This window comes from Rhodococcus sovatensis (assembly GCF_037327425.1).
Classification (GTDB): Bacteria; Actinomycetota; Actinomycetes; order Mycobacteriales; family Mycobacteriaceae; genus Rhodococcoides; species Rhodococcoides sovatense.
Genome location: NZ_CP147846.1, coordinates 4,586,128 through 4,606,083, shown reverse-complemented (window position 1 = coordinate 4,606,083; position 19,956 = coordinate 4,586,128). Strand labels below are relative to the sequence as shown.

Genomic DNA, 19,956 nt, shown 5'->3' with positions numbered 1-19,956 from the left:
CCATCGGCAGCCATGTCATCGACCAATAATGTTGCACGCAAACGTATTTCGAGGGTTCTTGTCGCGAACCGCGGCGAGATCGCAGTCCGGGTGATCAGGGCAGCAGCAGACGCGGGACTGACCAGTGTCGCCGTCTACGCCGAACCTGACGCCGATGCACCCTTCGTACGGTTGGCCGACGAAGCGTTCGCCCTCGGCGGTCAGACCTCGGCCGAGTCGTACCTGGTGATCGACAAAATCTTGGACGCCGCCGCCAAGTCCGGGGCAGATGCCATCCACCCCGGCTACGGCTTCCTCTCCGAAAACGCCGACTTCGCCCAGGCCGTCATCGACGCCAACCTGATCTGGATCGGACCGTCCCCACAGTCCATCCGCGACCTCGGCGACAAAGTCACCGCCCGCCACATCGCCGCCCGCGCCAAAGCACCCTCGGTCCCCGGCACCTCCGAGCCGGTCAAAGACGCGCAGGAGATCCTCGCCTTCGCCGACGAATTTGGCCTCCCTATCGCCATCAAAGCTGCCTTCGGCGGCGGCGGACGCGGCATGAAAGTCGCCCGCACCCGCGAGGAAATCCCCGAACTGTTCGACTCGGCCACCCGCGAAGCGGTCTCCGCGTTCGGCCGCGGCGAATGCTTCGTCGAGCGTTACCTCGACAAGCCCCGCCACGTCGAAGCTCAGGTCATCGCCGACCAGCACGGCAACGTCGTCGTCGCAGGCACCCGCGACTGCTCGCTGCAGCGCCGCTTCCAGAAACTCGTCGAAGAAGCACCCGCCCCGTTCCTCACCGACGCCCAGCGCGCCGAGATCCACTCCTCCGCCAAAGCCATCTGCCGTGAAGCCGGCTACTACGGCGCCGGCACCGTGGAATACCTCGTCGGCCAAGACGGACTGGTGTCCTTCCTCGAGGTGAACACTCGCCTGCAGGTCGAACACCCCGTCACCGAGGAAACCTCCGGCATCGACCTGGTGCTGCAGCAGTTCCGCATCGCGGGCGGCGAGGAACTGACCATCACCGAAGACCCCACCCCGCGTGGGCATTCCTTTGAGTTCCGCATCAACGGTGAAGACGCCGGCCGCGGGTTCCTGCCCGCACCCGGACCGGTCACCACCTTCATCGCCCCCTCCGGTCCCGGTGTCCGCGTGGACTCCGGTGTCGAATCGGGCAGCGTGATCGGCGGCCAGTTCGACTCCATGCTCGCCAAGCTCATCGTCACCGGCGCCACCCGCGAAGAAGCCCTCGCCCGTTCGCGTCGCGCACTGGCCGAGTTCACCGTCGAAGGTCTCGCGACGGTCATCCCGTTCCATGCTGCTGTGGTCTCCGATCCCGCGTTCATCGGCGACGGTGAGTCCTTCGATGTGCACACCCGGTGGATCGAAACCGAATGGGACAACCAGGTTCCCCCGTTCACCGCAGGCGAACCACTCGACGAGGACGAGGTACTGCCGCGTCAGGCTGTCGTCGTCGAGGTCGGTGGCCGCCGCGTCGAGGTCTCGCTGCCCGGTCAGTTCTCCCTCGGCGGCGGGGCAGCAGCATCAGGCGGTGCGATTCGTCGTAAGCCCAAGGCCCGCAAGCGCGGCGGCGCTGGCGCGGGAGCTGCTTCCGGTGACGCGGTCACCGCACCGATGCAGGGCACCGTCGTCAAAGTTGCTGTCGAAGAAGGCCAAGACGTCGCCGAAGGCGACCTCATCGCCGTCCTCGAAGCGATGAAAATGGAAAACCCCGTCAACGCCCACAAAGCAGGCACAGTCACCGGCCTGACCGTGCAACCAGGATCCGCCATCACCCAGGGCACCGTCCTCGCCGAAATCAAGTAGAGGGCGGGGACTGCCTCGGGGCGCGCCTGCAGGTCAGGCAACGTCCCCGATGCAGTATCCGCCTTGGCCGACGGTGAGGGTGAACACCTGGTTCTGCTCGAATCCGGACACGTTGGTGACGTCTGCGTAGACGGTCTTGTGCACCCCGTTAGTCGACGCGACGTAGACGCTGGCCGGGTTGAACGACGCCGACCCGGTGAGCCGGCCAGGATTGTTCGCCAGCGGCGGAACCGTCGGGACGCCTGTTCCCTGCGGGTCCCAGATGGCGCGTTGGGAGCACACGAGTGGGTAGTCGCCTTCCAGGTCGTCCGGGTTGATCGGAGCACCGGTGAATCGGCGTAGATATCGCTCGACGGCGTAGGTGGCGTCGACGTCCGAATAGGCCGGCTCGGTACCCGTCGGGTAGACCTGCGGGCACGAGTAGCCGGAGGCGATCTCGCTCCGTTTCACCGAGACGGTCGATACCGGTCCGGTCCAGGTAACTGCATACTGGCCGTCGACGCCGGGTTGGGCGGCTGCGTCGAGGATCGCGGGCGCGTCTGCGTACTGCGTCGGTATCTCGCTCGGCGGCACAGTCCAACATCGAGGCGTCACCGCGGAGACCCCGCCCGCGTCGAGATCGACGAGGAACGCCCGAAGCGCCATTGCGGCCTGGGGGTTGCCAGGTACGTCGCCGACGGCCGGTCCTGGAGCTGGTGCGGTGGTGGTCGGCGACGGCGTAGTGGTTGTGGTTGTAGGTGTGGACGGGGAGTCGGTGGGGATTCCCTGTTGGCCGTCTCCCGCGCACGCGGTGAGCGTCAGGACTGCCCCCAGCAGTCCGACACCCGTGAAAGCGATACTGCGAAGCGAAATCATGTACTTGCGGACCTTCCCCACTTGGTCATCTCCCCGATGCGCATTTAGCGACTACGCTAGCCGACTGTGGAACCCGTCTATCGATCTGTCATCGGCATAGCCCGTGTGGTATTCGCCTTCGAGGGCCTGAAATTCCAGGTGGAGGGCGAGGAGAACATCCCCGCCAGCGGGGGAGCGGTCATCGCCGTCAACCACACCGGGTACCTCGACTTCACCTACGCCGGATTGCCCCCGCGAAGAGTCAAGCGCTACATCCGTTTCATGGCAAAGAAGGAAGTTTTCGACAACAAGATCTCCGGCCCCATCATGCGGTCGTTGAAGCACATTCCCGTCGACCGTGGCGCGGGCGCCGAGTCCTACAAGGCCGCTGTGTCGGATCTGCGAAAAGGTGAGCTCGTCGGTGTATACCCCGAGGCCACCATCAGTCGAAGCTTCGAGATCAAGGAATTCAAGTCGGGTGCGGCGCGCATGGCCATCGAGGCGGGCGTTCCCATCATCCCGACAGTCATCTGGGGTGCGCAGCGAGTGTGGACGAAGGGATTCCCGAAGCGGCTCGGACGCACCAAGACTCCGATCTCGATCGCAGTGGGTGCACCCATCGATCCGGACGGTCCGCCGGATGAACTCACCGAGAAGCTGCACACAACGATGAAAGAAATGCTGCTGAAATTGCAGGAAGGGTACGAGCACGAGCCCGGTGCCTACTGGGTGCCTGCCCGGCTCGGTGGAAGCGCGCCGACGCTGGCGGAAGCCGACAAGCTCGACGCTGCTGACGGTGCTGCCCGAAACGCTGCGCGCGAGGCCAAGAAGGCGGAGTAGTGGAGCTTTGGGGCGAGCTCGTCCGGCTGTCCTCGGTCGCCGAACATCATGTTCCGGAGCTTCGGCGGATCCTGCGCACGCCGGAGGTGTTCGCCCGTTGGGGTGACGAGGGCAGCTCCGAGAACTGGCCGTTCGACGATCTCGAGACGGTCAAGTTCGCCGTCTTGGAAGACGATGCTGTCGTCGGGATGATCCAATACGGCGAAGAATCCGACCCGATGTACCGGCACGCTTCGATCGATGTCTTTCTCGACCCGGCGGTGCACGGGCGCGGCGTCGGACGCGACTCGGTGCGGACAATCGCACGGTACCTCCTGCACGATCTGGGGCATCACCGACTTGTCATCGATCCCGCAGCCGACAACGCCGCAGCCATTGCCTGCTACGCGGCCGTCGGATTCCAGCCTGTTGGCGTCATGCGCGGGTACGAACGCGACGCCGGAGGCGACGATTTTCACGACGGGCTGCTGATGGACCTGTTGCTGGGCGAGCTGCGCTGAACCCCGCGCACACGGCATCGGTGCTGGTAGAAAAACCGCACCGAATGTGGTGTTCGAACGCACCAGGATAAAAGCCGCATTTCAGATGCGCAATAAACTACCGTCGGTTCCATGCAACTGACTCGCTTCAGCGATCTGGCCCTTAGGGCGATGATGTTGCTGGCCGCGGCCGGACCCGACAGACGATCGACGACCGGTTCCATCGCAAAGCAGGTCAATGCGTCGGAACATCACGTCGCGAAGGCGATAACGCGGCTGGTCGGACTCGACTGTGTCCGTGCGGTTCGCGGACGTAGCGGTGGACTGTTTCTCACCGACACCGGACGGTCGATGCAGGTAGGGCAGTTGATCCGCCGGCTCGAAGGTGACCGTGAGGTAGTCGACTGCACTGGCGGACAACCCTGCCCGCTCCTCGCTGCGTGCAGACTCCGCCGGGCGCTGGCCGATGCCCACGAAGCGTTCTACTCCGAACTCGATCGATACACGATCGAGGACCTGGCCGCATCGCCGTTTCTACAGCTGACGATAGCGACTGCTCCGCAGCCCTGACGGGCTCCACCAGCACCAACGAAGGGAACACCCATGTCCGTTTACTATCCCGCAGCACTCGACAGCGACCTCGAACCCGAGCACGCCGACATGATTCGGGCGACTTTGCCCCTGGTCGGCGCAAATATCGACACCATAGCGAGTGCCTTCTACACCCGCATGTTCCAAGCCCGCCCCGAGTTGCTGCGCAATCTCTTCAACCGCGGCAATCAGGCGCAAGGCACGCAGCAGCGAGCGCTGGCGGCGTCGATTGCAACGTTCGCCTCTCATCTGGTCGATCCGGATCTGCCGCATCCCGCCCAGATGCTGTCGAGGATCGGACACCGCCACGTGTCGTTGGGTATCACCGCCGATCAGTACTCGATCGTGCACGAACACCTCTTCGCAGCCATCGTCGAAGTACTCGGCGCCGAGACCGTGACCGCGGAGGTCGCTTCGGCATGGGACCGCGTCTACTGGATGATGGCCGACACGCTCATCGACTTGGAACGTCGGCTCTACGAGGATGCCGGGGTCAGTGCAGGCCAGGTCTTTCACAGGGCCACGGTGTCGAGGCGGGTGGACGACCCGTCGGGCGCAGTCGTGATCGGCGTGATCGCCGACTGGCACCTGAGCGATCAGGATCAACCAGGTCGATATGTCTCCGTCGGAACAACTCTGCCCGACGGTGCCAGGCAGATTCGCCAGTACAGTCTCGTCACTGTCGTTGCGGACAACGAACTGACCTTCGCCGTCAAACCCGTTGCGGCTTCCGAGGGTTGCCCTGCCGGAGAGGTCTCGACGTGGATCGCGGACAACGTGCGTCCCGGCGACAAGCTCGATGTCAGCATCCCGTTCGGAGACCTGCCGACCGCCGAAGTCGGTTCCGTACCAGTGGTGTTGATCTCGGCTGGGATTGGAATCACCCCGATGATCGGTATTCTGGAGCACCTGCGCCACGCGGAATCGGATTGCGACGTAATGGTCCTGCACGCGGATGGCTCGCCGAGTACCCATCCACTGATGCAGCGTCAACGGCAGCTGGTCGACGCTATGCCGAACGCAACGCTGGAGCTGTGGTACGAACAACCGGACCAGGACGAGTCGGCACATCGTGGTCGGATGGATCTATCCGAGGTCGCTGTGCCTGCGGACGCATCGATCTACCTGTGCGGGAGCAGCGGATTCGTCAAGGCGGTCCGTGCACAACTCACCGCGCTCGCAGTCGATCCCGCTCGAATCCATTGCGAACTCTTCGCACCCGACGAGTGGTCGCTGTGCTGAGGTGATTGGTCTGCGGCCCCCCCGGGTGACCGAATGTCTGTTTCGGTCACTTCACGCGCCGAATGCGCACCTTTCAGCCCAGGCGCAAGTTGCAACCCGCGCGCTGGCTGGAACCTGCGCGGGGCCGAGATCGCACCCGGACATCGGTAAGCAAACGAGCAACTACGACGTCGACGCGTGCCACACCAACGCCGCCGCGAGGGCACCGATCCCGTTGAGTGACCAGTGCAGTGCGATGGGCGCGATCAGCGACCCGCTTCGGTTGCGCAACCAGGTGAAGACGAGGCCTGCCGCAGCCGTCGCCAACACCGCAGCGACGATGCCGACGATCTGACCGAACAGGCCGCCACCGAGAAAGTTGCTCAATCCGACGTTGCCTGCGGTCAGACCCAGGGAACTAGCAATGTGCCATAGCCCGAACAGCAGAGAACCGGCCGCGAACACTCCGCGGGCGCCGTAGATGCGGCCCAGGGTGCCGTGCAATACACCGCGAAAGGCGAGTTCCTCGGGTATGACGGTCTGCAGCGGAATGACGATCATCGACGCCACCAGGGCGGCCGAGACCGTCGCGTATCTGTCGGCCATGAAGAACGGCCTTGTGATCGGCAGTAGTGCACCGATCGCAACGACGGTGACGACCAGGCCGACGGCGGCGAGGGCATAGATCGATCCGGTCTTCCACTGTTTCGGTGACAGGCCGAGTTCGGCCCAGCCGAGACCCCGTCGGCGGGTCAGCGCAACGAGGACCATTGCGGCGATCGGTACCGTCGCGACGCTGGCCCACACCGTCGTGAAGTGTGCGATGAGATTGGTCACCACCAGCACCAGTACCACGACGGCAACGTCGAGATAGGCGTGAAAGCCGCGTAGACGGCCCGTCGCAGCGGCGTCCTGTCTCATGAGCATCCGACCTAGTGTACGGCGGAAACCTGAGAGATCAGTTGATCTGCGACCCGGCGGGCACGTGCAGATCGGAAGGCCGGAACAGTCGCTCGGCGCATTCGTCCAGGTGGTGCTGGTCTTGTACGAACTCGTTGCGAAGTGCAGACACAATCTTCGAGACGATCTGGTTCATGGACTCTCTCCTCACTCGTCGTTACCCCTGTATGAGTGCCGGGGGAGGCGAGCAGTAACAACTTTTCAGCGAGGAGGTTCCGGACTCCTGGTCGTGGTGGTGGTAGTCGTGGTGGTGGTCTCGTCGGTGGTCGTGCTCGTGGTCGTCGTAATAGTGGTGACCTGAGTAGTGCTGGTGAGTTGCGTCGTCGTTGCCGTCGCAATGGTCGTGAACTGCGGCACGGGGGTGGTCACGGCCGGCACAGGTTGCACGGGCACAAGGCGAGCGCCGGTCGAAGGCAAAGGCGGTGCGACGGGAGCGAGAGACACACTCGGTGGTTGGACGGCGGAGGACAGGGCCGCGGGTTGGGTAGGGAGGGTCGGAGAAGACATGGGCGCCTCGACGACGTCGAACTGCGCCGGAATCGGTGGAGTGCTCACTGCTGGTTCGATCGCGAGAATCCCGACCCCGGCGCCGACGGCGAGCAGGGCTGCACCAGCCCCGGCGACCCACACCCCGCGCTTCGAGCGTCGAGCTTGCGTTGGGAATCCTGCGCGATCGAGCGGATCGATTCGGGTGGCAAGGGCGACGAGTTCGACGTTCGCGTCCACAGCTCCGGTGATTCGATCGCGCAGCCAGAACGGGGTGATCGCCAATGGGAAGAGGCCGAGGAGGACTGCGGCCTGGAACTTTCGCTCCTTGATATCGCTGCAGGTCGCGCACTTGTCCATGTGCCGGCCGATTCGCTTGCGCCACAGCGGGGTGAACTCTCCGTCCCACGATGCGAGCAGCTCGTCGAGACCGTCGCATGCGTTGCCTCGCTCCTGGGCCACCAGCAGTACGGACAGTGACCGTTCGAGTTGTGCGCGCGCACGGGAGGTCAGCGTGCTTGCCTGGTTCATGCCGACGCCGAGGACGGCAGCGACCTGAGCGTTGTCCAGATCGTGGCGGATGCTCAGCTCGAGCACCTCGCGATCTTTCGGGCTCAGCCCCGCCGCGGCCGCTGCGACCAACGCACGAATGTCGCGTTCCTCGGCGGCAGAGTCGGTCTCGTGCGGCGCCTCGAGGTCGAAACTGTCGTCGAGCGGCACACTTCTCTTGGTCAGGCGGAGATGACGTAAGCACTCGGAGCGGACGATGGCATACAACCACGGCCTGAAACGATCGGGGTCGCGCAGCTGCGTGATGCGCTGCGAAGCGATCAGCAGAGCGTCGTGGACGACGTCCGCGGCGGCATCGGTGTCCCGCAGCATGCCGCAGGCGTAGGTGTACAGGTGTTGGGCATACCGGTCGTAGGCCTCGCCGAGCGCAGAAAGATCTCCTGCGACGAGGGCAGCGACGATCGGGGCATCACCGAACTCCGAGCTGCGCGCGTGCGCACCGTCCATCACCGTCACCTCCAGAACCCGGCTGCTCAGTCTAAACGGGCCGTTGGAAAAAAGTTGTTACTGATTCCCAACCCGCTTACTCCTACCTTCGAACGCGGCAACCGGCCGCAGGAGTAGAAGGACCGACAATGAACATCAACCGCACTGTTGTCTGCAGCGGATTCGCCGGAATCGCCGTCGTACTGATTGCCGGCTGCACGTCGACGGCGTCCACGCAGGACTCCGTGGACGCCGCGGCATCGTCCGTCGCCTCTGCCGCCAACGTGGCTGCCTCGTCGGCGAACCAGGCTGCCGAGCAGGCTCGCACGGCGATCGAGGAGGCCACCGAATCCGCAACCCAACTGCGACCTGACTTGGGCGGAAGCTTGGAAGTCGACGTCGAGGTCGGAGACTGCATTCTGGCGTCGGGAACCTTGGACGACGCGGCCGCACTGCCCGCGCCGTGTGGCACTCCGGCGTCGAACTACCGGGTGATCGGCAAAGCCCCCACCAACGCCGAGTGTGTGTCCGACGCCGACAGCTACTACTACGAGGAACTTGCCATCGGCGGCGAGCAAGGCGCGCTGTGCCTGGACGTGGATTGGGTGATCGGTGAATGCATGGACATCAGCGGGGACATCGCACAGCGCGTTCCGTGTGACGGTGGCACCGCACCGCGCGAGCGCGCGACGGAAATCGTCCTCGACGCGGTGGACGCGGATTCCTGCCCCGACGGCGGCTACGCGCACCCGGAGCGAAAGTTCACCGTCTGCACCGAGACGCTGACCAGCTGAGTTTGCTTCGGCGATGGTGGGGTCGCTCCGCTCCAGTGGCGCACTTAAGTGCACCTGGATGCACTCAACCGTGTCACTGGCGCGGAGCGCCCCCTGAGCCACTGGCGCGGAGCGCCCCTAGTCCACTGGCGCGGAGCGCCTCGACTACCGCGGCACGGTCGCGCGCCGCAGCCCGCGCAAGGCGGGTACGACGGCGACCGCGAAGATGATCGAAGACCAGGCAGCGGCCTTCAGCAGCGATGCACCGGCAGGCTCACCGAGCGAGAGAGCTGTCATCGCCTCGATAGCGCAACTCATCGGCTGGTTCTCCACCAACGGTTGCAGCCAGGTCGGATACGCCGCGAGCGGAACGAAACCGGGGTTGAAGAACATCGCCAGCGAGCACAGCAGCGAAACCGATTCCACAAGTAGGGTTTTGCCCAGCGTGAACGACGCGGCGATGACGGCAGTGGCGAAAGCGATGCCGAACATCAGGGGCACCGCGACGAAGGCGAGAGCGGAGAACAGGGACCCGGAGAACCGGAAGCCCAGCAGCAGACCGAGGCCGGTGATGAGCATCGTCGTGGACAGAATCCGCACTCCTTCCGACGTCACCCGTGTGGCGAGACCCGAGGCGCGGTGGATCGGCAGAACCCAGAACCGCGCGAGAATTCCCGCATCCCATTCTCGTCCGAGCGTCACTGCCCCGGCCACCGCACCGAGCATGGCGCTCAGCAGCGCGGTCATCGGCACTGTGCCGTGCAGCGAGTCGTGGCCTGCGAACGCGGAAACCTGTCGGCCCAGAACGATATCGAGAATCACCAACATCGACGCCGGGTAGACGATCGACTGCACGAGAGACATCGGATTGCGGAACAGATGCAGCAGCATTCTCTGGCTCTGAATCAGAGTTTGCGGAACGAACACCGCTGCAGAGTTTTCCGTCGTTGTCATGAGCGTCTCGCATTCAGCAGCAGGGACAGTGGAATACAGATCACGAGCAGGGTCAGCAGCCACAGCAGCGCAGGGGTCACGCTCGCGCTGGTGGCAGTGCCGTCGGCCAGATCACGCAACGCAGTGGTGAACTGGGACACCGGTTGGTTGCGGACGAAGGGTTGCACCCATGTCGGAAACTGTTCCAACGGTGCGAAACCACTCGACAGCATGCCGAGGACCAGTTGCGGCAGGATCAGGCTCTGGGTTGTCGCCTCGGGGTTCCTGGACGCTGTGCCGATCACGTCCGCACCGAGGATGAGTGTGACAGCGATGATCGCGACGAAGCCGATGAACATCGCTGTGTCCGTGATACTTCCAGCAAATCGGAAGCCGATCACGTAACCGCATCCCAGCGCGAACGTCAACGATACGACGCACTTCGCCATCCCGGACGCAACCCGTGAACCCAACGGCACCAGGCGGGCAATGGGCATCGAAGCGAACCGTCGGTTGATGCCGTCGACGGCGTCGGTTGCGGCGAGAAACGCGACGGATATGGCGGTGAAGGCGATGGCTTGCAACACGATCAACGGCATCAGGAACTGGCCGAAGTTGTCCACCCCGTTCCCGAACATCGAAATCACCTTTTGTAGCGGAACGTAGAAGCTGACGGTGAAGACGATCGGAGCGATGATCGCTGTAATTGCCTCACCCCCTCGGGCGGCGCCTCTCAGAGTCCGCGCGGTCAGAACCCACCACTGTGTCGTACTCGAACGCACCGGCGCAGTCACGACGCCACTGCCGCAACTGCGGGTCGGCCGGTCAGAGAGAGGAAGACTTCGTCGAGGGAGGGGCGTCTCAAGGCGATATCGACCAACTCGATCTCGGAGTCATCGAGCCGTCGGAGTACCTCGGTGAGGGTGCGGGCGCCGTCGGGTGCCGGGATGGACACGCGATCGGTGCCGGACACGACGATCTCGTTGGCGCACATCGACTGCAGCACATCCGCAACGACGGCAAGTTCATGCGGGTGTAGTGGGACCACCTCGCAGAAGCTGCCTCCGGTGCGTGCTTTGAGTTCGGCGGATGTGCCTTCGGCGACGACGGTTCCGTGATCTACGACGACGATGCGGTCGCTGAGGACGTCGGCCTCCTCCAAGTACTGTGTGGTGAGCAAAGTGGTGATGCCCTGGTCCGCGAAGCCGGCCACCAGGTCCCACACGACTTGCCTGCTTCGTGGGTCGAGCCCGGTGGTCGGTTCGTCGAGAAACACGACCTGAGGGGGAACGACGAGCCCGCACGCGATGTCTATCCGGCGTCGCATCCCTCCCGAGTAGCGACCGACCCTGCGGTCCGCGGCGCCTGTCAGGTCGAACTCGCCGAGAAGCTCCTCTGCCCGCCCCTTCGCCACATGCTTCGTCAAGCCCATGAGGCGAGCGAACATGACGAGATTCTCGTAGCCGGTGAGGGTCTCGTCCAGCGACGCATGTTGCCCGGTCAACATGATCGACGCCCGGACGGCGGCGGCTTCGGAGACGACGTCGTGACCTGCCACGCGGACGATGCCTGAATCGGGCGTGACGAGGGTTGCCAGTACACCGACGGTGGTGGTCTTTCCTGCTCCGTTGGGACCGAGAACTGCCAGCACCTCTCCTCGTTGGGCGGCGAAGTCGATGCCGCGCAGGGCTTCGACGGCGCCGAACGACTTGCGCAGCCCTGCTACTTCGATGGACAGTTCGGTGGTCATGCGATTCTCCGTTCTACGGTGGGCGAGAGATGGTTCAGAAGAGCCGACGAAAGTGTCTGCGCAGCAGCAGGTTCCAGCATCCGATCGTGCACGGCGTCGACGGAATGGTTGTCGATGCGGCCAGTGACGAACGGGATCCAGCCCGCTGCCGCGGTGGAGGGCCCTTCCTTGCGCGATGCGCTGAAGAACAGCACGTCGCCGTCGTAGACGGGCGGTCGGTAGCCGCTCAGCAATCGGAGCGCATTGTCATACGACCGGGCGAGGCGTTCGATGTGCTCAGGCTGCACGACGTCCGTTCCGATCGTGTCCCGCACCAGCTGTGTCGCTTCTTCTATCGAGATATCGTCATGCACGGTGTCGAGGCCGAGGACCGGGGCGAACTCTCGAAAGAACTCGACGGGATCGAGCGTCGGAGGCGGTGCGAGTTCGCTGGAGTCGATGTCGGAATCGAGCATCGCCAGCATCGACACGTCCTCGTTGTACTCACGCAGTCTGGCCGCAACGCCGTGCGCCACGAATCCGCCGAAGGACCATCCCAGCAGGTTGTACGGCCCGTGGGGTTGCACCGATTGGATCGCCCGAACGTACAGATCCACCATCTCGTCGAGCGTGGACGGAGGATTCGTCGAATGCCTCAGATCCGGAGACTGAATTCCGTACACGCTGCTACCGCTCCCGAGCGAGGCTGCGAGCCCCGCGTAGCACCAGGCAAGCCCTGAGGTCGGGTGTATGCAGAACAGCGGCGACGCCCCGGGCTCCACTCGCAGTGGGATGATCATGTCGAACGGATGCGCCGACCGTTCGCTCTCGTCCGCGCCGCGAGAGGAGATCCGCGCTGCGAGTCCGGCAGGCGTCGGCGCTTCGAACAGATCACGCAGCGAGACAGTAGATTCCGACGAGATGTTGATTCGCGACACGACGCGAGTGGCGACGAGCGAATTGCCGCCCAGGTCGAAGAACGAATCGTCGATGCCGATGGTGTCGATCGCCAGTACGTCGATGAAAGCGTCGACGATGCAGGCTTCCAGTGACGTCCGCGGAGCGCGGTAGCGACGTCGCCGACCGGAGAAGTCCGGTGCGGGCAGGGCCCGTGTGTCGATCTTGCCGACCGGCGTCAGAGGGATCGTGTCGAGGATTTGAACGAGTGTCGGGACCATGTAGCCGGGCAGCCGTTCGGTAGCGTGCCCGCGCACGAGCTCGGTGTCCAGGGAATCGGAAGACGGCAGCACATAGGACACGAGAACCGTTGCACCGGAGGGTCCGCGAACACCCACGGTGACGGCGAACTCGACGCCAGGTACCTCGGTGATCACCGCATCGACTTCTCCGAGCTCGACGCGGAACCCGCGGATCTTGACCTGGAAGTCGGCGCGGCCGAGGTAGTGCAACCTGTCTGCCTCCCACCGTACGACGTCACCGGTCCGGTACATCCGTGCTCCCGCTTCGCCGGGGTGGGCCACGAAGCGTGACGCGGTCTGCTCGCTTCGGTTGCGATATCCCCGCGCCACAGCAGGTCCCGCGAGATACAGCTCGCCGGCAACACCGTCGGAGACCGGACGCAGCCAGCTGTCGAGCACGAGGATCGACGCGCCGCGTATCGGCACCCCGATATCAGGGTGTGACTTGGGATGCAGCGGAGCTGAACCCGTTGCCCAGATCGTGAATTCGGTCGGCCCGTAGTGGTTGAGCATGATCCGTCCTGCGGACCACCGATCCACGACGTCGTGGCTCACCGCTTCGCCTGCGACCGCGAGGACCCGTACGCAGTCGGCTGGTTCGACGGTGGCCAGGGCTGCCGGCGTGATCACCATGTGCGAGACCTGCTCGGCGACGACGAGTGCGGCGAGGTCGTCGCCCGCCATGACCGTCGGGGGCGCGATGACGAGGGTGGCGCCGTTGCCGAAGGCCATCAGAGCCTCGGAGATGGAGGCGTCGAAGCTCGGTGATGCGAAGTGGAGAACACGTGCGTCGGCCGAGACCCGAAACTCTTCGGTCTGTGCGGCAACGAAGTTCGCCAGCCCGCGATGCGAGACTTCGACGGCCTTGGGGATGCCGGTCGAACCGGACGTGAAGATCAGGTACGCGAGGTTGTCCAGGTGCGGCACGGCGGGTACCGAAGTGCGAACGGCGGGGTGCACCGCTGCGGCGTCGATCCAGATCATGTCGGTCACGAGGGTAGGGAGAACCCCGTCCACCGTCAGTCCGGTACGGGCGCCGCAGTCGACGAGCATGCGAGCGATGCGATCGGCGGGCAGTGACGGATCGATCGGCACGAAAGCGGCTCCGGTCTTGGCAACCGCCCACATCGCGACGATGGACTCGATCGAACGCGGGATCGCAATGGCAACAACCGCTTCCGGCTGGACCCCATGATCGAGGAGAACGTGCGCGAGCCGGTTCGATACGACGTTCAGCTCCCGATACGTCATCGTGACGCCCTGGAATGTCACGGCTGTCCGGTCAGGGTGGCGCAGCGTCGTTGCGCGAAGGATCTCGGAGAGAGTCCTCGGGAGCACGCCGTGCCCACCGTGGACGACGGTGGTCGAACCAGCTGCCTCGAGTGCGGTTACGGAAAGCTCCGGTTCGGCCGAGAGGCGGCTCAACAACGCCACGCAGCGATCGACGAGTGTGTGTGCCCTCTCGTCGTCGATTGCGTCGACGAGATACTTGAGCGTGATCTGGATGGATTCGCCCGGGATGATCAACAGAGACAACGGATACGGGGTGGCATCGGTGCCTTCGGCGTCGAGAACCCGCATACCGGCGAGATCGAGGGATTGGGCCAGCGCGGCGCGGTCGACCGGGTAGGACTCGAATACAGTGATGGTGTCGAACAATTCCGGCAACCCAGCCACCTCGTGGATTTCACTGAGTCCGATGTACTGGTGGTCGAGGAGGGCCGACTGTTCCTGTTGTACGCGGGTCATCAGTTCTGCGACGGTCTCTCGCGGGTCCAGTCGGACACGCACGGGCACGGTGTTGATGAACAACCCGACCATGTCCTCGACGCCGGGCAAGGCAGGCGGGCGACCCGACACCGTCCCACCGAATACGACGTCGGTACTGCCGGTCATCGTCGCCAACATGACGGCCCAGACTGTCTGGATAGCGGTGTTGATCGTGATCCCGTGCGATCGCGCGAGGCCGTGCAGAGCAGCCGTCACTTCGACTCCAAGTGGTCGAGACTGCTCCCCGGCCGCCGCCTCGGCGGTGAGCCGGCCGGACGGCGCGATCAGGGTGGCTGACTCGACCCCGGTCAGTGCAGTCCGCCAGGCGAGACGGGAGGCGGCCCGGTCCTGTTCGGCCAGCCAGCCCAGGTACTCGCGGTACGACCGGGCTGGGCGTAGGCCACCGACTCCGTCGAACGCCGCATACAGGCTCAGGAGTTCCTGCACCAGCAGCGGCGTCGACCACCCGTCGAGCAGAATGTGGTGGTTGGTCATCAACAGTCGGTAGCCGTCGTCGTCGGTGCGGATCAGCGCGAATCGAATCAGCGGGGGATCGCTCATGTGGAAGCGCGTCGAACGGTCGAGTTCGAGAATCTCTGCGACAGCATGCTCTGCATCGTCGACGCTGCGGAGATCTGTTTCGGTCCAGCTGACTTCGAGTCCGTCGAGCACGATTTGCCGAGGTCCCGAATCGGAGTCGCGGAATGCAACTCTGAGATTGTCGTGGCGATCGACGAGTGCCTGCGCAGCGTCGTGCAGCCGCGAAGCATCGACGACGCCTGCGAGCGTGAGCACGGACTGTACGACGTAGCTGTCCGGACCTTCGGCGTCGAACATCGCATGGAACAGCAGGCCCTCTTGCAGCGGTGACAGTGGCCAGATATCCGTCAGGGTAGGAAATTCGCGTTCCCAGGACTCGATGTGCTGCTGAGTGGTCGAGACCAGCGCGAAGTCCGACGGTGAATGCCGAACAGTGTTCTCATCGGCCACATGGGAGGCGAGTGCGGACAATGCACGCAGCCACAGCTGGCCGAATTCGTCGATCTCAGCAGAATCGAAAAGACCTGTTGCATAGGCGAATGTGGCAACCAGTTCGGAAGTCGTGCCGTCCGACTCGGCGATAACGTTGATGTCGATCGCAGCGGGCAGCGCCATGGTCTCGTCCTGGCGCGAGCTGAAGCGTTCCGGCATCCAGGGTGAGTCGGAGGCGGTCTGCACCCGGCCGAGGTAGTTGAACGACAGTTGCGGCGCGATGTCGATGTCGTCGACTCCGGCGAAGTGACGCAGGATCCCGTGGCCGATCCCGTGGTCCGGGATGGACGCCAGTGTCTCCTTGACTGCTTTCAGCGCGGTCCCGGCCGCCGACCCCCCGGCGAACGCGTCGGCGATGTCGATGTCGCCGATGTCGAATGCCACAGGGAAGACCGTGGTGAACCAGCCGACCGTGCGGGCGAGGTCGGAGCCTGGAACGACCTGCTGTTCGCGGCCGTGGCCTTCCAGCGTCACGACGGTCGTGCGCCGTTGACGCCAGACACTGACGGCCATCGCGAGCGCAGTGAGCAGTCCCTCGTTGGGGCCGCAGCGAAAGCGGTCGGGGAGAACGGTCAGCAGGGTTTCGGTCACCTCGGCTGGGACGGTCACCGAGATGTCGGCGCGAGTTGCGGTGACGTCGAGGTCGGGGTCGAGTGCACGGGAGCCGAGCATGGGATCGGAAGTCTGTGCGACGGTGGACCACATGTCGGTTTCCGGAAAACGGTTCGGCGCATGCGCGACGAGTCCGTGAGCCCACCTGCGCAGTGACGTGCCAGTTGGCTGGAGGGTGCCGCCGCTCGCCGCAGTAGCGAAGTCCGGCAGTAAGATTCGCCATGACACCCCGTCCACCGCAACGTGATGCAGGACGATCCACATCTTGTTGCCAATCCTTGCGAACTGGACCACGTGACCCGCCGCAGGGTCGAGACGGTCCGCAGCGCGGTCGAGTGCAGCGTCTAGATCACCGCAGTCGACGGTGTACATGGACGTGGTGTCGACCGATCCGACCGGCAGGATCTCGTGGGATTCGCGGACTCGTGACCGCAGCGCGTCGTGGTGGTCGATCACATGAGCTGCCGCCGCGATCACGGTCTCGTCGGGGATGTTGTGGGGAAGCGTGATCAACACCGCCTGGCTGTAGGTCCGAAAATTCCCGGAGCGCAGCATTTCTGCCACGATCGGAGTGGTGGGGACTGTGCCGGTTCCGCCCCCGGGCAGCTCGACGAGTACCGGTGCCGACTCCGCATCCGTCGCAGCCTCCGCGATTCCAGCGACCGTCTTGCGCTCGAATACGTCGCGAGCGGTGAAGATGAGCCCTGCGGCCCTGCCGCGGGAGACCAGCTGGATGGAGACGATGCTGTCCCCGCCGAGGGCGAAGAAGCTGTCTTCGGCGCCGACCTCGTCGACCCCGAGGACCTGCTGGAACAGGGTTGCGAGTGTGCGTTCGCGTTCTGTCGAGGGGACGCGCGAGGGCGAGTGCGCCGTGAATGTCGGTGTGGGCAGGGCCTTTCGATCGACCTTGCCGACGGGGGTCAGCGGCACCGCGTCGAGAACCATGATCGATGACGGAACCATGTATGCAGGCAATGCGCCGCTGAGGCGGGCCGTCAGCCGCGACGTGTCGAGTGGACGGGTGGAAACGACGTACGACACGAGAACCGTTGCGCCGGAGTCGGTGGTGTGGCCGACCGTCATGACGAAGTCCAGTGGTGCGCCTTCGGACGTGGCAGCGCTCGCCAGGGCCGCGTCGACTTCGCCCAGTTCGATACGGAACCCACGGATCTTGACCTGGAAGTCGCTCCGACCGACGTATTCCAGTTCGTCACCGTTCCACCGCACGAGGTCACCGGTGCGATACAGACGGGCCCCAGGGTCGGCAGGATTGGCGACGAAACGCGTCGACGTCACTGCAGGCCGGTCATGGTAGCCGCGTGCGATGCCGGCGCCCCAGAGGTACAACTCGCCCGTAGTGCCTGCAGGGACAGGTTGCAGCCATCGATCGAGCACGAGGGCGGAGGTACCGCGGATGGGTCCACCGATGCTGACCGGCTTCTCGGCCGTCATCGGTGTACTGAATGTAGAGGTGACGGTCATCTCGGTGGGCCCGTACCCGTTGAACATCTGCCGGTCGCCTGCCCACCGGGCACGAAGCTCCGGCGGGCAGGCGTCGCCACCGACGACTACATGGGTCAGGCCGGGTAGGTCTGTGGGGGTGAGCGTGCCGAGAACAGCAGGGGTGACGTCGATATGCGTGACGCTGTGCCCGCGAAGCAGTTCCGTCAGGTCGTCGCCGCCGAACACTCCGGGCGGAACGACGACGGCGGTGGCCGCGGCACCGAACGTCAGCAGCAGTTCCGACAGTGATGCGTCGAAACTCGGTGAATAGCCATGTGTCATCCGGGATGTCGACGAGAGTGAAAGGCGGTCGATGCCGTCGGATATCAGATCGGCAATACCGCCGTGCGTGACGACGACGCCCTTCGGCGCTCCGGTCGAGCCGGAGGTGTAGATGACGTAGGCCGCGTTGCGCGGGTCGATGGTGCCGCGTCGATCGGAGTCCGTCACCGGATTCGACGAGTAGGGAAGATCCCGATCGACGTATTCGGCATCGACGATCGTTCGTGCGCCCGAGTCCGCCAATAGGTAGTCGATCCGCTCGCGTGGGTACGTCGGGTCGATCGGCACGAACGTCGCTCCGGTCTTGGCGACCGCCCACATCGCGAGGATGGACTCGTAGGATCGCGATATGGATACGGCGACTGCGCTTTCCGGGCGAACACCATGTTCGATCAGTGCCCGTGCGAGGCGGTTGGAACGCTCGTCGAGTTCGCGGTAGGTGTAGTTGCCTGAGTCCGAGACGACAGCGATCCCGTCCGGTCGCAGTGCCGCAGCCTCGCCGAGGATGTGCGGCAGCAGACGCGGCGCACGTGAGGAGGGCCCGCGATGGACCGCTGCGCCGTCGGTCATCGCCAATCGGGATACCGGAGCGTAGGGGTCGGTGAGAAAGCGGTCGAGGAACTTCAGGAACGCGGCGTGGTGCCGGGCCAGTTCGGCGGTCGAGTACAGGGTGGAGTTGGCCTGGAAGTCGATGTGCATCGTGCTGCCACCGATGCCGGGGTAGACGTTGACGAACAGGTCGTCGATGATCCCCGAAGTCATCACGTGGAGTCGACCGACGAAGGTACCGAGCATGATTCGGGTGTCGAACAGCATCATGTTGACCGACGGACCGAATCCGGACGCGTCGACGCCGAGGTCGCGGGCGATGTCCTCCTGGCGGTATCGCTGACGCCGCAGGGCACCGGTGAGTTCGAGTTGCGCGTCACGCACCAGGTCGGCAACCGAGGTGTGCCCGTCGCAGCGCAGCCGGAGCGGAACCACGTTGGCGACCATGCCGCCGGACCTTCGCAGCGCCGCCGTCGTACGCGCCGAGACGGGCAGACTCAGGGTCACCTCGATACTGCCGGTGGCTCGCGCAAGGTACGCGCCGAACGCCGCGACCGTCACCGGTGCGACGCCTGAGTTCAACTCACTCGCGAGCTGCTCTAGCCGTGCTGCTGTGACGGTGTCGAGTTCGCCGCGCTGCAGCAGCGGATGCGCGAGGGCCGGAGCCGAACGCCCGGCGAGGCTGACGGGGTCCGACAAACCGGCGAGGTGGTCGTTCCAGTAGTTGCGATCTGCGGTGAACCGGTCCGAGCCGCGGTACTGCCGGTCGGCGTCGACGATGGCGTGCAGCGGTTCCGCTGTGGACGCCGATGCGTCGGCGCCGCCGGTGTAGAGCTCTGCGCACCGCTTCAGCAGGGTCATCGCGCCGTAGCCGTCGAGTGCGATGTGGTGGATACGCGAGTACCAGTAGACGTGTTCGTCGCCGACCCGCAGCACGGCCATCGTGACCAGACGGTCGGTGAAGAGGTCGATCGGCGCGCTGTACTCCGCGCGCATCCAGGCGTGGGCCGCAGCGATCGGATCAGGCTCGTCGCGCAGGTCCACCGTCGGCATCGATTCGTCGACGTCGGGATCCACAGTCTGCATGGTCACGCCGTCGACCTCGACGAGTCGGAGGTACCCGGTGCCGAACTCGCGGCCGGCCGTCATGGCCGCGTCGACCAGGCGTCGGGTATCCAGATTGCCGTGGACTTCCACGAACTGGGCGATGGAGACCGGGACATCGCCTGCCAGGTGCTGTGCGAACAAGATCCCGCGCTGGGCGGCCGAGAGTGGGAACACGGCGGCTGTGGAGGGGGAGAAGTTCATGCGTATGACGCTCGTCCGTCGAGGCGTCCGAAGACAGGCACCCT

The 19,956-nt window shown here is 64.7% G+C and carries 14 protein-coding genes; 6 read left to right on the top strand and 8 right to left on the bottom strand.

Annotation, left to right across the window (positions count from 1 at the left end):
• Positions 1-12: 12 nt before the first annotated feature.
• Entirely contained in the window at positions 13-1,815 is a 1,803-nt protein-coding gene (locus tag WDS16_RS21455; RefSeq protein ID WP_338887521.1) for an acetyl/propionyl/methylcrotonyl-CoA carboxylase subunit alpha, read from the top strand.
• 33 nt (positions 1,816-1,848) lie between these two features.
• On the opposite strand, the gene WDS16_RS21450 is transcribed toward WDS16_RS21455, so the two are convergent.
• Positions 1,849-2,670: a hypothetical protein gene (locus WDS16_RS21450; protein WP_338887520.1), complete on the bottom strand. Its 822-nt coding sequence runs from the start codon at positions 2,668-2,670 to the stop codon at positions 1,849-1,851.
• 66 nt (positions 2,671-2,736) lie between these two features.
• Here WDS16_RS21450 and WDS16_RS21445 point away from each other — a divergent pair, with 66 nt between their 5' ends.
• The 4 genes from WDS16_RS21445 to WDS16_RS21430 all read left to right on the top strand — a co-directional run bounded on the left by WDS16_RS21445 (position 2,737) and on the right by WDS16_RS21430 (position 5,801).
• A complete protein-coding gene (locus WDS16_RS21445) occupies positions 2,737-3,489 on the top strand; it encodes a lysophospholipid acyltransferase family protein (protein ID WP_338887519.1) in 753 nt (250 codons plus the stop codon).
• A complete protein-coding gene (locus WDS16_RS21440) occupies positions 3,489-3,989 on the top strand; it encodes a GNAT family protein (RefSeq protein WP_338887518.1) in 501 nt (166 codons plus the stop codon). The genes WDS16_RS21445 and WDS16_RS21440 overlap by 1 nt, the downstream gene beginning before the upstream one ends.
• A gap of 111 nt (positions 3,990-4,100) precedes the next feature.
• Complete coding sequence (locus WDS16_RS21435) at positions 4,101-4,538, top strand: Rrf2 family transcriptional regulator (protein ID WP_338887517.1); 438 nt, start codon at positions 4,101-4,103, stop codon at positions 4,536-4,538.
• Positions 4,539-4,571: 33 nt separating this feature from the next.
• Positions 4,572-5,801: a globin domain-containing protein gene (locus WDS16_RS21430; RefSeq protein WP_338887515.1), complete on the top strand. Its 1,230-nt coding sequence runs from the start codon at positions 4,572-4,574 to the stop codon at positions 5,799-5,801.
• 162 nt (positions 5,802-5,963) lie between these two features.
• Here WDS16_RS21430 and WDS16_RS21425 read toward each other — a convergent pair whose 3' ends face one another.
• The 3 genes from WDS16_RS21425 to WDS16_RS21415 all read right to left on the bottom strand — a co-directional run bounded on the left by WDS16_RS21425 (position 5,964) and on the right by WDS16_RS21415 (position 8,243).
• Positions 5,964-6,707 carry a CPBP family intramembrane glutamic endopeptidase gene (locus WDS16_RS21425; protein ID WP_338887513.1) on the bottom strand — a complete coding sequence of 248 codons (744 nt, stop codon included), beginning with the start codon at positions 6,705-6,707 and terminating at the stop codon, positions 5,964-5,966.
• Between the two features lie 31 nt (positions 6,708-6,738).
• Complete coding sequence (locus WDS16_RS21420; protein WP_338887511.1) at positions 6,739-6,876, bottom strand: hypothetical protein; 138 nt, start codon at positions 6,874-6,876, stop codon at positions 6,739-6,741.
• 65 nt (positions 6,877-6,941) lie between these two features.
• On the bottom strand, positions 6,942-8,243 hold the full coding sequence (locus tag WDS16_RS21415) for a sigma-70 family RNA polymerase sigma factor (protein WP_338887510.1): 1,302 nt from the start codon (positions 8,241-8,243) through the stop codon (positions 6,942-6,944).
• A gap of 128 nt (positions 8,244-8,371) precedes the next feature.
• Here WDS16_RS21415 and lppU point away from each other — a divergent pair, with 128 nt between their 5' ends.
• Entirely contained in the window at positions 8,372-9,016 is a 645-nt protein-coding gene (gene lppU, locus WDS16_RS21410) for an LppU family putative lipoprotein (protein ID WP_338887509.1), read from the top strand.
• A gap of 144 nt (positions 9,017-9,160) precedes the next feature.
• Here lppU and WDS16_RS21405 read toward each other — a convergent pair whose 3' ends face one another.
• From WDS16_RS21405 to WDS16_RS21390, 4 genes are read right to left on the bottom strand one after another with little or no spacing between them, the layout of a single operon-like run.
• On the bottom strand, positions 9,161-9,949 hold the full coding sequence (locus WDS16_RS21405) for an ABC transporter permease (protein WP_338887508.1): 789 nt from the start codon (positions 9,947-9,949) through the stop codon (positions 9,161-9,163).
• Positions 9,946-10,722 carry an ABC transporter permease gene (locus WDS16_RS21400; protein WP_338887507.1) on the bottom strand — a complete coding sequence of 259 codons (777 nt, stop codon included), beginning with the start codon at positions 10,720-10,722 and terminating at the stop codon, positions 9,946-9,948. Before WDS16_RS21400 ends, WDS16_RS21405 begins: the two co-directional genes overlap by 4 nt.
• Positions 10,719-11,678 carry an ATP-binding cassette domain-containing protein gene (locus tag WDS16_RS21395; RefSeq protein WP_338887505.1) on the bottom strand — a complete coding sequence of 320 codons (960 nt, stop codon included), beginning with the start codon at positions 11,676-11,678 and terminating at the stop codon, positions 10,719-10,721. Before WDS16_RS21395 ends, WDS16_RS21400 begins: the two co-directional genes overlap by 4 nt.
• Positions 11,675-19,912: an amino acid adenylation domain-containing protein gene (locus WDS16_RS21390; protein ID WP_338887504.1), complete on the bottom strand. Its 8,238-nt coding sequence runs from the start codon at positions 19,910-19,912 to the stop codon at positions 11,675-11,677. Before WDS16_RS21390 ends, WDS16_RS21395 begins: the two co-directional genes overlap by 4 nt.
• Between the last annotated feature and the right edge of the window lie 44 nt (positions 19,913-19,956).

Coding starts and splice junctions, on each gene's coding strand:
- WDS16_RS21455 (WP_338887521.1), top strand. CDS start 13: ATGTCATCGACCAATAATGTTGCACGCAAACGTATTTCGAGGGTTCTT.
- WDS16_RS21450 (WP_338887520.1), bottom strand. CDS start 2,670: ATGATTTCGCTTCGCAGTATCGCTTTCACGGGTGTCGGACTGCTGGGG.
- WDS16_RS21435 (WP_338887517.1), top strand. CDS start 4,101: ATGCAACTGACTCGCTTCAGCGATCTGGCCCTTAGGGCGATGATGTTG.
- WDS16_RS21430 (WP_338887515.1), top strand. CDS start 4,572: ATGTCCGTTTACTATCCCGCAGCACTCGACAGCGACCTCGAACCCGAG.
- WDS16_RS21425 (WP_338887513.1), bottom strand. CDS start 6,707: ATGCTCATGAGACAGGACGCCGCTGCGACGGGCCGTCTACGCGGCTTT.
- WDS16_RS21420 (WP_338887511.1), bottom strand. CDS start 6,876: ATGAACCAGATCGTCTCGAAGATTGTGTCTGCACTTCGCAACGAGTTC.
- WDS16_RS21415 (WP_338887510.1), bottom strand. CDS start 8,243: ATGGACGGTGCGCACGCGCGCAGCTCGGAGTTCGGTGATGCCCCGATC.
- lppU (WP_338887509.1), top strand. CDS start 8,372: ATGAACATCAACCGCACTGTTGTCTGCAGCGGATTCGCCGGAATCGCC.
- WDS16_RS21405 (WP_338887508.1), bottom strand. CDS start 9,949: ATGACAACGACGGAAAACTCTGCAGCGGTGTTCGTTCCGCAAACTCTG.
- WDS16_RS21395 (WP_338887505.1), bottom strand. CDS start 11,678: ATGACCACCGAACTGTCCATCGAAGTAGCAGGGCTGCGCAAGTCGTTC.
- WDS16_RS21390 (WP_338887504.1), bottom strand. CDS start 19,912: ATGAACTTCTCCCCCTCCACAGCCGCCGTGTTCCCACTCTCGGCCGCC.